At 67.4% G+C, this 14,085-nt stretch carries 13 protein-coding genes; 1 reads left to right on the forward strand and 12 read right to left on the reverse strand.

The window, feature by feature from the left end; all coding sequences use genetic code 11:
• Positions 1-144 precede the first annotated feature (144 nt).
• Positions 145-1,032 (forward strand): HAD family hydrolase, encoded by an 888-nt coding sequence (locus DFQ14_RS01210; RefSeq protein ID WP_246195728.1) that lies wholly within the window; start codon positions 145-147, stop codon positions 1,030-1,032.
• A gap of 63 nt (positions 1,033-1,095) precedes the next feature.
• On the opposite strand, the gene DFQ14_RS01215 is transcribed toward DFQ14_RS01210, so the two are convergent.
• From DFQ14_RS01215 to DFQ14_RS01270, 12 genes are all read right to left on the reverse strand, one after another.
• The gene (locus tag DFQ14_RS01215; RefSeq protein WP_114451151.1) at positions 1,096-2,079 is read right to left on the reverse strand and encodes a lysophospholipid acyltransferase family protein; all 984 of its coding nucleotides are present in this window, start codon (positions 2,077-2,079) and stop codon (positions 1,096-1,098) included.
• A gap of 11 nt (positions 2,080-2,090) precedes the next feature.
• The gene (locus tag DFQ14_RS01220) at positions 2,091-3,125 is read right to left on the reverse strand and encodes an NAD-dependent epimerase/dehydratase family protein (RefSeq protein WP_114451152.1); all 1,035 of its coding nucleotides are present in this window, start codon (positions 3,123-3,125) and stop codon (positions 2,091-2,093) included.
• 181 nt (positions 3,126-3,306) lie between these two features.
• Positions 3,307-4,122, reverse strand: coding sequence for a pyrroline-5-carboxylate reductase (proC, locus tag DFQ14_RS01225; protein ID WP_114451509.1), 816 nt, complete (start codon positions 4,120-4,122; stop codon positions 3,307-3,309).
• A gap of 77 nt (positions 4,123-4,199) precedes the next feature.
• The gene (locus tag DFQ14_RS01230; RefSeq protein ID WP_114451153.1) at positions 4,200-5,063 is read right to left on the reverse strand and encodes a sugar phosphate isomerase/epimerase family protein; all 864 of its coding nucleotides are present in this window, start codon (positions 5,061-5,063) and stop codon (positions 4,200-4,202) included.
• Between the two features lie 108 nt (positions 5,064-5,171).
• A complete protein-coding gene (locus tag DFQ14_RS01235; protein ID WP_141921373.1) occupies positions 5,172-6,302 on the reverse strand; it encodes a hypothetical protein in 1,131 nt (376 codons plus the stop codon).
• A 292-nt stretch (positions 6,303-6,594) separates the two neighbouring features.
• A complete protein-coding gene (locus tag DFQ14_RS01240) occupies positions 6,595-7,275 on the reverse strand; it encodes a response regulator transcription factor (RefSeq protein WP_114451155.1) in 681 nt (226 codons plus the stop codon).
• Entirely contained in the window at positions 7,272-8,540 is a 1,269-nt protein-coding gene (locus DFQ14_RS01245; RefSeq protein ID WP_420810115.1) for a sensor histidine kinase, read from the reverse strand. The genes DFQ14_RS01240 and DFQ14_RS01245 overlap by 4 nt, the downstream gene beginning before the upstream one ends.
• Before the next feature lie 270 nt (positions 8,541-8,810).
• A complete protein-coding gene (locus DFQ14_RS01250) occupies positions 8,811-9,560 on the reverse strand; it encodes a phosphoglyceromutase (protein WP_114451157.1) in 750 nt (249 codons plus the stop codon).
• A gap of 275 nt (positions 9,561-9,835) precedes the next feature.
• Positions 9,836-10,267 (reverse strand): OsmC family protein, encoded by a 432-nt coding sequence (locus DFQ14_RS01255; RefSeq protein WP_114451158.1) that lies wholly within the window; start codon positions 10,265-10,267, stop codon positions 9,836-9,838.
• A 516-nt stretch (positions 10,268-10,783) separates the two neighbouring features.
• Positions 10,784-11,302 (reverse strand): type III secretion system chaperone family protein, encoded by a 519-nt coding sequence (locus tag DFQ14_RS01260; protein WP_114451159.1) that lies wholly within the window; start codon positions 11,300-11,302, stop codon positions 10,784-10,786.
• Complete coding sequence (gene mshA, locus DFQ14_RS01265) at positions 11,299-12,594, reverse strand: D-inositol-3-phosphate glycosyltransferase (protein ID WP_114451160.1); 1,296 nt, start codon at positions 12,592-12,594, stop codon at positions 11,299-11,301. The genes DFQ14_RS01260 and mshA overlap by 4 nt, the downstream gene beginning before the upstream one ends.
• A 311-nt stretch (positions 12,595-12,905) precedes the next feature.
• The gene (locus DFQ14_RS01270) at positions 12,906-14,057 is read right to left on the reverse strand and encodes a L,D-transpeptidase (protein WP_246195729.1); all 1,152 of its coding nucleotides are present in this window, start codon (positions 14,055-14,057) and stop codon (positions 12,906-12,908) included.
• Between the last annotated feature and the right edge of the window lie 28 nt (positions 14,058-14,085).

The following is a 14,085-nucleotide window of genomic DNA, read 5'->3' on the forward strand; positions in this document are numbered from 1 at the left end:
CGATTGCTCAGTAACCTGGTCGGAAGTCCTGATTCAACAGGACCGAACCGAAGGAACACCGGAGGAACACCGGGAGGCGTGGCGGTGCCGACACGGCAAAGCTCAGCCGATGGCGCGAACCACGGGCAAGCGCAGTACGGGAGTGTGCCCGCCCCCAGTACGGCTCCCCTGGACAGCGCCGAACTCGCCGGCCACGCGTCGGCCGAAGCCGCCGTCACAGCGGTACCGGACTCCGGCGATTCGTCGGCCGCTCCCACCGACCTCACCGCGGCCGCCTTCTTCGACGTCGACAACACGATGATGATGGGCGCCTCGCTGTTCCACTTCGCCCGAGGCCTGGCCGCACGGAAATTCTTCAAGGCAGGTGACCTGGCGGGATTCGCATGGCAGCAGGTCAAGTTCCGGATCGGTGGCACGGAAAATCCCCAGACCGTGCAGGCCAGCCGTGAGCAGGCACTCTCCTTCGTCGCCGGACGCGATGTCGCCGATCTGGTGGAGCTCAGCGAGGAGATCTACGACGAGCTCATGGCGGACCGCATCTGGGCAGGAACCCGGGCACTCGCCCAGATGCATCTCGACGCGGGTCAACGCGTCTGGCTGGTCACCGCCACACCCGTCGAGCTGGCCCAGATCATCGCCCGACGCCTCGGACTCACCGGAGCTCTGGGGACCGTGGCCGAGAGCTCGCAAGGGCTCTACACCGGGCGCCTCGTCGGGGAAATGCTGCACGGCAAGGCCAAGGCGCATGCCGTGCGCGCCCTGGCCGCCAGCGAAGGACTCGATCTCCGGCGTTGTACCGCCTACTCGGACTCCTCCAATGACATCCCGATGCTCTCCGCCGTCGGCACCGCAGTCGCCGTCAACCCGGACCAGCGGCTCCGCGAGTCCGCCCGCTCCCGCGGATGGGAGATCCGTGATTTCCGGACGGGACGCAAGGCCGCACGGATCGGAGTGCACTCGATGCTCGGCGCCGGCGCGCTCGCCGGGGCCGTCGCCGCGGGACTGGCCTACCGTCGCCGGGACCACGTGTGAACGGCGGAACAGCGCGACAGCCCGCATTGCAGCAGACAGTATCGGGTGGCCGTCCTCTCACGGTCAGCCGAGGAACACATTCCGGCGTTGGGCCAGCAAGCGGTACAGGGTCTCCTGAATCGTCTCCCTGACCTGGTCGCTCAGATTGAAAACCAGCATCGGGTCGTTTTCCGCCCCTTCCGGATTCGACGAGGTGTCGATCGGTTCGCCGAACTCGATATACCACTTCGAGGGAAGCGGGACCGTTCCCAGCGGGCCGAAGTGCGGGAACAGCGGTGTCACCGGGAAGTACGGCAGTCCCAGAAGCCGCGCGATCGGCTTGATGTCGGCGAGATTGGGGTATATCTCCTCGGCGCCGACGATCGAGCAGGGAACGATCGGCACACCGGCCCGTATCGCGGCGGAGACGAAGCCACCACGGCCGAACCTCTGCAGTTTGTAGCGGTCCCGGAACGGTTTCCCGATCCCCTTGAACCCCTCCGGCCACACCCCCACCAGTTCGCCACCGCCCAGCAGCCGTTCGGCATCCGGATTACACGCCAGCGTCTGCCCCGACTTCCTGGCCAGGGCACCGACGACCGGCATGCGGAAGACCAGGTCGGCTCCCAGCATTCGCAACTGCCGGGACGCGGGGTGATGGTCCCGGAGAGCGACCGTGGTCATCAACGCGTCCCACGGCAATGTTCCCGAATGATTGGCGACCACCAGAGCACCGGATTCGGCGGGAACGTTGTGCAGCCCGATCGTCTCCACCCGGAACCATTTCTCGTAGAACGGTCGCAGGGAGGGCAGGAGCAGGTGATCGGTCAACTCGGCATCGAATCCGAACTCGTCGACCTCGTAGTCGCCGAGAACCCGGCGGCGCGCAAAAGCCAGCGCTTCCGCCACGGTTTCGTCCCACGACATTCGCCCCTCGCCCGAACCCTCGTCGGAAGCGGTGGCATCGTACGGGCGCGACGACGAGTCCCCTCCGCTGCCGCTGCGTCCGGTCTGCCGCGCCACATTCCCGCTTCCCGGGTACAGGGGAATCACTCTCGCGTCCGCCATCGACCCCTCTCTCACCGCAGCCTCGCGACCGCACCTGCGATTCCACGTTCCACTGCCGCAACATGGTCGGGAGCGACAACCGGCCGCAGATCGCGACCGCGCACGAAATCGTCGAAAGCCTGGCGGGTCGTCCATCCGGGAGTAAAACCGAACTGCTCGCGCAATCTGGTGGTATCCACCACCCGACCGAAGTTCAAAAAACGCACCTGTTCCGGTGAGGAGTCGACCAGTCGCGCACTTCGGAAGAAACTGCTCACCGGGGAGATCGCCAAACTCGGCACCGGCATCGCGACCCTGCCCGCCCGGCGAATCGCCTGGGACAACATCAGGATCCCGTCACCGCCGACGTTGTATATGCCGGGAATGTTCTCGACGGTGGCCTTTTCCAGTACCTCCAGCGCGTCCTCGGCATGCAGCATCTGCAACCGGGCATCGTAACCCAGCACCGTCGGGATCACGGGTAATGCGAAGTACCGGGTGAGCACGGTATCGATCCGCGGGCCGATGAGATTCGTGAAGCGCAGTATCGTGATGTCCACATCCGGCCTCCTGCGGCCGAATCCGCGGACATAGCCCTCCACTTCCGCCGCATCTCTCGCATAGCCGGAGAACGGCAGGTCCTTGGGACCCATGTCCTCGGTGAACATCGCCGGATCGCGCGGACTCGCTCCGTATACCGCACTGGTGGACTTCACGACCATCCGGCGCACCGTGGGCGATTTCTGGCATGCGGCCAGCAATTGCATGGTCCCGAGGACGTTCATCTCTTTGAGGACGGACCGGTTCCCCGAGTTGCTGTGGTCGCCCATGGACACGTGCACCACCGTATCCACTTTGGAGTTGGTGATGACTTTCGAGATCAGCGGGTTGCGGATGTCCGCGCGGACGAACTCGGTACGGCCCATCCGCCGGAGCAGCTCCCGGTGCGGAGGGACGGTGTCCACTCCGATGATCCGCTCGACGGCAGGGTTGGCCGTGAGACGAGCCGCGAGACTTCCGCCCACGAACCGGCTGACGCCGGTCACCAGCACGACATTCGGCGCCATGTATCTCCCTGCACTCGCATCCCGCACAACCGAGCCACAGGATGCGTCTTCGATGTGGGACGTACGTCTGCGATACTACCGCCGACATCGCGGCTCTTCGGGGACAAGACACGCCGACTCCCGCGCGAAACCGCACGAAAGAGTGCTCGCCGCGGCCTGCTAGGGCATTCCCCACACCCTCCTACTCGTCGGTCTCGTGGACGCGACCGAGCTCCAGGGACCGATCGCGCGCCGCCTCGATCGCGTCGATCAACGCTGCGCGGACGCCGTGCTTTTCGAGCTCACGGATCCCCGAGATGGTGGTTCCGGCCGGGGAGGTGACGCCTTCCCGCATCATGACCGGATGCCCCTCGCCTTCCCGGAGCATCGCGGCCGCGCCCACCGCCGACTGCACGATCAGTTCGGCGGCCAGGGAGCGCGGGAGCCCCAACAGGATCCCCGCGTCGACCATGGCCTCGACCAGGTAGAAGAAGTACGCAGGCCCCGAACCGGACAAGGCGGTGACCGCGTCCTGCTGGGTCTCCGGCACTCGCGCGACCCGTCCCACACTGCCGAGGATCTCCTCGACGAGTTCCAGATGGGCCTCTCCGGCATGTGCCCCCGCGGAGATGGCACTCATGGCCTCTCCCACGAGCATGGGCGTGTTCGGCATGACCCGCACCACCGGTGTTCCCTCCGCGAAGCGGCGTTCGAACACCTTCGTCGGCAACCCCGCGCACAACGAGACGACCAGCTTGTCCGGGGCGACCACCGGCACCATCTCGTCGAGCAGCGGCTCGATGTCCTGGGGCTTGACGGCGACGACGAGGATGTCCGCGCGGCGCGCCGCCGAGGGGACGTCGACGTGCTCGATTCCGTACTGCTCGGTCAGCTCGGCCGCTCGCTGTGGAGAGCGTTCGGTGAACAGGAGCTCTTCCGGGGGGCGGCCGGTGTTGAGCAAACCGGACAGCAGCGACTCTCCGATCCTTCCGGCCCCGAGTACGGCAATGGTCGTCATACCGGTCAGCATCTCAGAGCTTCGCGATGCCCCGACGAGCCCCTGTCCGGCGTGCTGCCGTGCGCGGGCCCGTCAGGTCAGGCACGCAGCGGCTCCAGATGCAGCCGGGTGAAAAGCAGAGCTTCGGCGAGTTGCGCGGCCCGCTGCCGGGGATTCCTCGCCTTCCGGGTGTTGACCTCGAGCGCGACGGTTCCGCTGAACCCGGTGGTGGCCAGTGCCTCACAGATCTCGGCGCACGGCTGGGCACCGTGCCCGGGAACGAGGTGCTCGTCACGGGGCGCGCCGGTGCCGTCCGCCAGGTGGACGTGGGCCAGTCCGCTGCCCATCCGTTGCATCAGTTCGACGGGGTCGACGTGCGCGGCCGCCGCGTGGGACACGTCGAAGGTGTAGTTGCGATAGCCGACCTCGGTGGGGTCCGGTGAGGGCCGGAAGGCGGACAGACCCGCCGCCTTGCCTCCGCGGATCCTGTCCCAGGTGTGCGGCGGGCGAACCGGGAACATGTTCTCCACGGCGACCTTGATGCCGCTGGTCTCCTCGAGCTCGGAGACGAGCTCGCCGAAGTTGTCGGCGTAGCGCCGCTGCCAGCGAAAGGGCGGGTGCACCACGACGGTGGAGGCACCGAGATCGCTGGCGGCGACGACGGCCCCGCGCAGCCGCTCCTCCGGATCGGGAGACCACACTCGCTGAGTGATGAGCAGGCACGGTGCGTGGATCGCGAGGATGGGCATGCCGTGCTGCTCGGACAGGCGCCGCAGCGCGGCGACATCCTGACTCGTCGCATCGGCCCATACCATGACCTCGACTCCGTCGTAGCCGAGATCCGCCGCCATCTCGAATGCGGCACCGACCGGTTGCGGCCAGACCGACGCGCTCGAGAGTCCGATGGGTATGGGTGTCCGGCGAGCTCCGGCCACCGAGTCGGGGAATGTTTCGGCAGTCATGTCCTGCCAAGTGTGACTGAGGAGGTGTACGGATGGTGCAGGTGTGGTCGTTTCGGAGTGATCGTATCCGATCCCGCGGTGCTGATGCGCTCCGTCAACCGGAGAGCATCAATACCCGACCAGCAGCAATGCCGCGGGTGAGACGGTACAGACCAGACCGACCAGCACGGCCAGCAGGATCGTCTGCAGATCGTCGGTGCGCAGGAACCTGCGGGCGATCAGCACCAGAGCACCGGTGACGGCCAGTGCGGCGACCAGTGCGGCCACCGGAATGGCGGTCCACAACCAGCGGAAGCCGACCCAGACCGCACCACCACCGAGCAGGCCGGCACCGACCTGCGTGATCAGCGTGAGCCACTCCCGGAGCGGAGAATGCCGGGGGGAGTACCCCTCCTCGGTTTCGAACTCCTCGTCGAGGTAATCCTCGGCATCCATTCCCGCAGGCAGTTCCGTGGAGATATTGCGGGAATAGCGGCCACCGAAGTCCCCGTCGGGGTCGTCTTCGTCGAGGCCCTCGTCACCGAAGAAGTGGCCATCGGCGGCGCCGCTTTCGACCTCGCCGTCGAAGAGGGCGTACTCGTCCTGGTATGCGCCGCCGGATTCGACGAGTTCCCCGGTGTCCTGCCTGCCCGGCAGGACCGTGCCGTTCGCGCCCCCTGCATGCCCCCGCGCGCCGTTGGATCCCTGCACACCGTCGGTGCCGCCCGGTGCCTGCTGCACCGTGCCGTGGACCGAGGGGAACTGCTCGGTGGCACTCTCGTCCTTGGGCCGGACGGGCGCAGCGATCTCGCTTCCGTCATGTCCCGCCGCTCCCGTGGGGGCGGGGGGGGAGACGGCCGGTATGGCGGAGGTGTCCGCCGGTACCGGTGACGGGGATACCGGGGGTGGTTCGGGGCGCTCGGACACGGCCGGTTGCTGTGCCGTGGTCTCGACGTCCGCGGATGCCGGCTCGGCCGCCGCACCGGGCTGCGGGGAAGGAGCCGTGCCTACGCCGTTACCGCTGCCGCGGGTGAAATGGGGCCCTTCGGCCTGAGGTGTTTCTTCCTGGGGCGGCACGGGACGCATCCGCCCGCTGTCGGAGTTCACCCGCTCGATGATCGCCTGCGGGGCGGTATCGGTCGGGTCCTCGGCCCGCCTGCGACGCCGACGGGCGCTGCGTTGTGAACCACCACCGTGCTGGGCGAGCAGCTCGGCGACAGTGCGCTGGCTGGGGTGCTCGGACCCGCTGTCCCGACTCATCGACTCCACCGTGCCCTGTGCTGGGCTTTCCGTCCAGTCTGCCTATCCGCTTGCCGGTCACTGCGAGTATCCCCCTGTTGCCAGGGTGCGACATTGGCAGCGATCTCGCAGCACGGTCGTCACCGTTCGCGTGGTCCGAGCGCCGCAGGACCGCTCTCCGCCGCAGCGCCCGGGGGCGGATGCCGAACTCCTCGAGTGGCGGAGCTCGCACGGTGACCTGAGCTACCACGCTACCGGTCGCCGCCGGACGACGAGTCGGCAACCACCGTCACGGAGCGCTGCAAGCGGCCCCTCAGATCTCGAACTTGTAACCGAGTCCTCGCACGGTCACCAGGTGACGGGGGTCGGCCGGATCGGGCTCGAGCTTGGAGCGCAACCGTTTGATGTGCACGTCGAGGGTCTTGGTGTCGCCGACGTAATCGGCGCCCCACACCCGGTCGATCAGTTGCGCGCGAGTGAGGACGCGCCCGACGTTGCGCAGGAGGTACTCGAGCAGGTCGAACTCCTTGAGCGGCAGGCTGACCTCCTCGCCGGAGACGGTCACCACGTGACGTTCGACATCCATCCGCACGGGGCCTGCTTCGAGGGTCCGGTTCGACGGGTCCTCGGTCTCTCCGCCACGCCGCAGGACGGCCCGCACCCGCGCGATGAGTTCGCGTGCCGAGTACGGCTTGGTGACGTAGTCGTCGGCACCCAGTTCCAGACCGACGACGCGGTCGATCTCGGCATCCCGCGCGGTCACCATGATCACGGGTACCGCCGAACGCTGCCGAATCTGCTTGCACACGTCCGTACCGCTCATCCCGGGCAGCATCAGGTCGAGCAGGACGATGTCCGCACCGTTGCGGTCGAATTCCTCCAGGGCCTGCTGCCCGTCGGTGGTCACCGCGGGGGTGAAGCCCTCCTTGCGGAGCATGAAGGCCAGCGGGTCGGCGAAGGACTCCTCGTCCTCCACGATCAGCACCCTGGTCACCGGACTCCTCCCGTTTCGACGGCTCTGAACCCGTCCACGCTTTCGACCATGGAATGTACGGCTGCCACTGCGCCACCGGGCTCGGCGGCAGAGGCAGCATCGGCTGTGGGGGCGTCCTCGGCCGCCGGTACGGTCTCGCTCTCGCTCGCGGAGTGCCGAGGCACTCTGAGCGTGAAGGTGGAGCCGGTGCCGGGGCGACTCCACAACGCCACTTCGCCGCCGTGGTTGGCGGCAACATGCTTGACGATGGCCAGCCCGAGTCCGGTCCCCCCGGTGGCCCTGGAGCGGGCCGGGTCCACGCGGAAGAAACGTTCGAAGACGCGCTGCTGGTCCTCCGGCTCGATCCCGATGCCTCTGTCGGTGACGGCGATTTCGACGAAGTCACCGTTGAGCCGCCTGCTGATCGAGACCGGGCTGCCGTCCGGTGAGTAGGAAACGGCGTTGTCGACGAGGTTGCTCAGCGCGGTCACCAGCAGAGTGCGGTCGCCGTCCAGAAGCAGATCGCTGGACTCGTCGACGGTGATGTCGATTCCGGCGGATTCCGCGGAGACGCGGCAGCGCTCGAGAGCTTCCTCGACGACCCCGTCGACGTCGACGGTGTTCAGTTCGGGCAGCGATTCCGCTCCCTGCAGGCGCGACAGGGCGATCAGTTCGGAGACCAGGGTTCCGAGGCGGGTCGACTCGTGCAGGATCTTGGTGGCGAAGTGGCGGACTTCCTCGGGGTCGTCGGCGGCGTCGAGCACGGTCTCGGCGAGCAGGGCGAGCGCGCCCACGGGGGTTTTGAGCTCGTGGCTGACATTGGCGACGAAGTCACGACGGGTCGCTTCCAGCCGCACGGCATCGGACTCGTCGGCGGCGTCGACGACGGCGAACCCGTCCCCCAGAGGCCGCGCCTCGCCGTGGACCGCGGAGGGTGTTCTGCCGGCCAGTGCGGTCCGCTCCCTCGGTGACAGGTCCACCGTCACCGGCTCACCGGACTCGAGCGCCTGTTCGGCGGCCTCGCGAGCGCGCGCGTCGGCCCGGTTGTCGGTGATGAAGCCCAGTTCGTCGGCGCGCGGGTTGTGGACCACCACGTCGCCGAACCTGTTGAGCACGACCACACCGTTGTTGGTGGAGTGCACCAGCCGCTGGAGAAGTTCGGCGACGGTGGGGCCTTGCGGTCGGTTGCGGTCGTATCGGTGTCGAGCGTGGGCGAGCCAGAAGCCACCCACCAAACCAAGCATCAGCACGCCGAGCAACAGGGCGGCATAGCCCAATACGGTCACACCCGCATCGTAAGCAGGTACTACCGGGGCAGGACCACCCTTCAGGGCCATTCAGTGATGCCTGTGACACCCGAAGTGGGCGATTTCACCCGTGGTTCACTTCCGGTACGGCGTCGGTCCGTCCGGAAGTCGGGTGAGCGACTCCCCATCGACGCGTGCCGGACACACACCCGCGCCTCGTTGTTCGTTCGGGTGCCACCCGTGCCGGTTCGGCCGTGTGGGCGGGGTGGTTCCGGCCCGGCACCGGGCAGGGCCGGAACCACCGGCCGCTCAGCGGCCTTGCTTGGCCACCGAAGCCACCGCCGCCTCGGCGGCCTCCGGGTCGAGGTACGTGCCACCGCGAACCGTCGGAACCAGGTCGTCGTCCAGGTCGTAGCGCAGCGGGATCCCGGTGGGAATGTTCAACCCCGAGATGTCCTCGTCCGAGATCCCGTCGAGGTGCTTGACCAGCGCGCGCAGCGAGTTCCCGTGCGCGGCGACGAGCACCGTCCTGCCTGCCCGCAGGTCGGGGACGATCACCGATTCCCAGTACGGCAGGAGCCGGACCACGACATCCTTGAGGCACTCCGTGCGCGGGATGTCGGTGCCGAGGTCGGCATAGCGGGGATCGGAGTCCTGGCTGTACTCGTCTCCCGGTTCGATCTCCGGCGGCGGAGTGTCGTAGGAACGCCGCCAGAGCATGAACTGCTCCTCGCCGTAGGTCTCGAGCGTCTGTTTCTTGTTCTTGCCCTGCAGGGCACCGTAGTGGCGCTCGTTGAGGCGCCAGTCGCGCCGCACCGGAATCCAGTGCCGGTCGGCGGCGTCCAGGGAGATGTTGGCGGTGGTGATGGCACGGCGCAGCAGCGAGGTGTGCAGCACGTCCGGGAGCACATCCGCTTCCCGCAGGAGCTCACCGCCCCGTTGTGCTTCCGCCTCGCCCTTCTCCGACAGCGGAACGTCCACCCAGCCGGTGAACAGGTTCTCGGCGTTCCACGTGCTCTCACCGTGCCGAAGCAGCACCAGGGTCCCGACAGCAGTCATACCCTCAGGTTATCCCCGGCGACCACGGCTCGAAGGGCGGCGGTGGGGCAGCCGTCCTCTTACGGGTCCTTGTCAGAATGGTTTTGCACGAGTGATCAGCCTGAGCAAAGCGACCGGCTCCGGCTGTTTCAGTTCGTTGCCCCAGCTGGGGCATATGCAAGGCAGGGGGCCGCGTGATGGAGAGTCGCTACCTGATGTGGCCTCCAACGCCGCAAGGCGCCATCTGAGAAGGCGGTTCACCGACCACCGCGCCAGGCCGATCATGAAAGCACTCCTCACACCAGCGTGGCGTCGAGGGTGATGGTGGTCCCCGCCAGCGCGGCCGAGACCGGGCAGATTTCCTTGGCTTTCTGCGCGGCCTCGTCGAACGTGGTCCGGTCGGCTCCCGGCACCGTGGCCCGCACGGTCAGCGCGATCCCGGTGATGGCGTAGCCACCACCGCTTTGGCCGAAGGTGACCTCGGCGCTGGTGTCGATCGTCTGCGGCGGGGTGCCCGCCTCGGTGAGCAGGCCGGAGAGCTGCATCGAGTAGCAGGACGAGTGCGCAGCGGCGACGAGTTCCTCCGGGCTGGTCCGCCCCTCCGGCTCCGCGGTGCGGCTCGACCACGACACGGGGAACCGGCCCGAGTTGGAGGAGTCCAGCGTCACGGTTCCGGAGCCGGAACTCAGGTCTCCGCTCCAGGTGGTGGTCGCGTTGCGATCGGCCATCGCGGTACTCCGTTCACGTTCGTGTCGATGTCCGGCTTCGCGACCAGCCTGCCGCACCGTGCGAGCTCCCGCACGAGAGCGCAGGTGTGATCGCACAGTTACCGAATAACCGCCATGGCGTTACCCCAAACGTGGTGTCTGTCACTAATCACCGGCAAGTAGGGACAGTGTTGCCTCGCAGCGTTACTTTTTCGGGCAAACATCACTCGAACGGAGTAAAGCGGTGCTCTTGTGGCTACCGCTTGACTCTGCGAAGTTGACAGCGCCCTTTCGTGATCGGCTCCCACGCACTCCCCGATCGCGTGAGGGTGTGAGCGCGGTTCGTCTCCCCCTTCGGGCCGCGCCCGCCGGGTCACGGGCACCCCCCGCCCGTAAGGCCCGCTATGGCGGAACCCATCGCGGGGCGGCTCGAGCTCGCGACTCCCCCTCTCTCCCGAGCCGCCCCGCGCGGGCTCCCGCCGAGATTCGGCGAGCGTGCAAGGCCCCGAACCCGACCGGACCCGATCCGTGCGCTCACTACCTCTCGGAGAGGGGCGGTACAGGACCGTCGCGCTCGACGAGTTGGCGGAACGCCTGCAGATTCGCCAGCGACTCCCCGCGCGACTCGCGCCAACCCCATTCGCGTCGAATGGCCGTGGCGAAGCCGAGTTCCAGCAGGGTGTTGAAGTCGCCGTCGGCGGCTTCCAGGACCTGCCCGAGGAGCCGGTCGAGTTCGGTCTCGGTCACGGCATGCAACCCGACCCGCCCGATCAGGTAGATGTCGCCGGTGCTGTCGAGTGTGTAGTGCACACCGTAGAGGCGGGCATTGCGCTGCAGCATGTACCGGTAGACCTCCTCGTGGGCCTCGTCCGGCTGCCTGCACACGAACGCCTCCACCAGGAGGGCGTGCTCGGCGACGATGAGCCAGCAGTTGGTCTGCAACTTGCGGGTTCCGGGCAGCGTGACGAAGAACCTGCCCTCGTCCGCGTGCTCGTACTGCAGCGAACTCGCGTCCAGCGTTGCCTGGATGACCGTGTCGAGCGCCGTGGAAGTCACGCCGTCGCCTCCTGGAGTCGGAACCGGTGATGGAATGCCATCTTCGCCCGTGCATAGGTCTCCAGCAGCGCCTCGGTCGTGTGCTGCCAGGAGAACCGGGCGGCATGGGCGGTGGTCGCCGCGGCCAGTCGTGCCCGCCACTCCGGCCGGAGCACGGCCGATCCCAGCGCATCGGCCCACTGCTCCGTACCGTGCCCGGACACCAGCAGGCCGGAAACGTTGTCGTCGACCGCCACGGGCAACCCACCGACCTCGGCAGCCACGACCGGCGTACCGCAGGCCTGCGCCTCCAGGGCGACCAGACCGAAGGATTCGCTGTAACTGGGTACGGCCACCACGTCGGCGGCTCGGTACACCTCGGCCAGCTCCTGTCCGCCCTGCGGGGGGAGGAACCGCACGACATCGGCGATCCCGAGTTCGGCGGCAAGCTGGTGCAGGGACTCGGGACGCTCCATTCCGCTGCCGGACGGCCCGCCGACGACGAGCACGAGCAGGCGACTCCGCAGTTCCGGGTGCCGAGCCAGCAGCTCGGCCGTGGAGCGCAGCAGGACATCGGGCCCCTTCAACGGCTGGATCCGGCCGACGAAAGCGAGCACGACGGCATCCTGCCCGAGTCCGAATGCGGCCCGGGCCCGGGTTCGGTCGCCCGGTGTGAACCGCTGCAGGTCCACTCCCGGCGGAATGGTGGCCACGCTGCCCGGATCGGCATCGTAGAGATCGATCAGCTCCCCGGCCTCGACGCCGGTGTTGGCGACGAGCCGATCGGCATCGGCAACGACCTGTTCCTCACCGACGACGCGGACCCGTGGTTCGGGCGTGTCCCCGTCGGCCAGCGCGTTGTTCTTGACCTTGGCCAACGTGTGGGCGGTGTGCACCAGGGGAACGCCCCACCGTTCCCTCGCCAGCCACCCCACCTGGCCGGACAGCCAGTAGTGCGAGTGCACGATGTCGTAGTAGCCGGGCTCGTGACGTGCTTCCACACGCAGAGCCGCAGCGGCGAACGCACACAACTGCGCGGGCAGGTCGTTCTTGCCGAGCCCCTCGAAGGGACCTGCGACGACGCTGCGCACCGTCACGCCGGGAGCCAGTTCCGCCACCGAGGGAGTCTCCGACGACGTCGCCCTGGTGAAGATCTCGACCTCGGTGCCGAGCGCGGCCATCCGAGTGGCGGTCTGTGTGATGTAGACGTTCATGCCGCCCGCGTCACCGGTTCCCGGTTGTTCCAGCGGCGAGGTGTGCAACGAGAACACGGCGACGCGCCGCGGACGCATTCGGAGTGTGGTGGTAGTCATCTACTGCCCATCGAAGCCTGTCATGGCGAGCCGAGACCTTCGGGCCCATCGAGTCCCGACACTGCCAGCCTTCGAAACATTCCGGGACGGAAGGGCCACCGGGGTCAGCGGAGGGCGATCACCACGATTCGTGTTCGCGTTCCTGCTTTTTCGTGTCCGGATCCGATGCGGACAACCGGTGCGGGCAGAGCAGCTCACCCGGCAGTTCTGCCCCGCCGCGAGGGCGGACGCCTGCGGGTCACACGACGAGAGGCCACCGGCCGGAAGTGTCGTTCACCACACTCCCGGCTCGCCCGGCCGAACGGTCGGCGTTACAGGGCGGACATGGACTTCCACTGCTGCCAGCTGAGCATCCAGTCGTACACCGCGTAGCGGGGCGGCATGTCCGTGCTGGATCCCGTGACCTCCACCGGGTCGCCGATCAGGGCGCTGTGGAAGTACTCCTTCGCGTCGGCGTTGGTGAGGTTGATGCAGCCGTGAGAGGTGTTGCGCCTGCCGATGTTGGCGCGGTTCTCCTCGTTTTCGTGGATGAACTCACCGTGGTTGGAGATCCGCACGGCCCACTTCTTCTTCACGTCGGTGTAGCCGTACTCGGGATTGTCCATGATCTCGACCGGGTGCTTGGCCATGACGATGTAGGTCCCGTTGTGGGTGTGCAGCTCGGGGTTGCCGGGCCTGCCGTAGCTGGCCGGATAGCTGGCGAACTGCTCGCCGTTGCGCATGACCACGATGCGATGACTGTCCACATCGGCCTTGACGATCTGGGCACGACCGATGGTGAACTCCGTGGTCAGGTCGGCCTTGCCGTACTCACCGTCGCCGTAGTTCACACCGTAGAGGTTCGCCCGCACGCTGACCTCGGTGTGCGCGGGCCAGTACTCCTTGGGGCGCCAGTCCACCTGCTTGTCGTGCAACCAGGCCCAGGACCCGGTGACCGGTTCGGAGGTCTCCACTTCCAGGGCACGCTGGACCGCGGCCTTGTTCTCCACCGGCGCATCGAACTTGATGCTGATCGGAATCGCGATGCCCCGTGTCACATCGTCGACGGGGGTGATCGTGGCGCGCACGACCTCCTTCGGCTGCACGGTGGTGAAGCTTCCCCGCACCGGAACCGTCGTATCGCCCGCGCCGACCGCGCTGCCGCTCCAGGTGTAGGTCTTGCCGTAGCCGAGATCCTCGCTGGTGCGCCACGTCGTGCCGTCCTCGGTGAGTTCGCCCTTCACCTTCTCGCCGCTTTCGTTGGTGAGCACGACCTCCTCGAAGTGGCCGCGGGCCACCGAAACCTCCACCGGTGCGGTGGGGTTGACGTCCGTCGCCCCGTCCGCGGGTTCGAGTCGAACCTGCGGTGGAGGAGGATCCGCTTCCTGCGAATCCGGACTCGTGGTCCGACCCCCGACCCCGCAACCGGATACCAACAGCATCACCGCCAGCACTCCGGTGAGCAGAATTCGCACTGACCGCACTTGTGACCGACTCCCGACGTTCGACATC

The sequence above is a fragment of the Halopolyspora algeriensis genome (assembly GCF_003337235.1).
GTDB lineage: Bacteria > Actinomycetota > Actinomycetes > Mycobacteriales > Pseudonocardiaceae > Haloactinomyces > Haloactinomyces algeriensis.

Bases quoted from the DNA above. Each gene is read 5' to 3' on its own strand.
- DFQ14_RS01215 (WP_114451151.1), bottom strand. From the start codon at position 2,079: ATGGCGGACGCGAGAGTGATTCCCCTGTACCCGGGAAGCGGGAATGTG.
- DFQ14_RS01220 (WP_114451152.1), bottom strand. From the start codon at position 3,125: ATGGCGCCGAATGTCGTGCTGGTGACCGGCGTCAGCCGGTTCGTGGGC.
- proC (WP_114451509.1), bottom strand. From the start codon at position 4,122: ATGACGACCATTGCCGTACTCGGGGCCGGAAGGATCGGAGAGTCGCTG.
- DFQ14_RS01230 (WP_114451153.1), bottom strand. From the start codon at position 5,063: ATGACTGCCGAAACATTCCCCGACTCGGTGGCCGGAGCTCGCCGGACA.
- DFQ14_RS01235 (WP_141921373.1), bottom strand. From the start codon at position 6,302: ATGAGTCGGGACAGCGGGTCCGAGCACCCCAGCCAGCGCACTGTCGCC.
- DFQ14_RS01250 (WP_114451157.1), bottom strand. From the start codon at position 9,560: ATGACTGCTGTCGGGACCCTGGTGCTGCTTCGGCACGGTGAGAGCACG.
- DFQ14_RS01255 (WP_114451158.1), bottom strand. From the start codon at position 10,267: ATGGCCGATCGCAACGCGACCACCACCTGGAGCGGAGACCTGAGTTCC.
- mshA (WP_114451160.1), bottom strand. From the start codon at position 12,594: ATGACTACCACCACACTCCGAATGCGTCCGCGGCGCGTCGCCGTGTTC.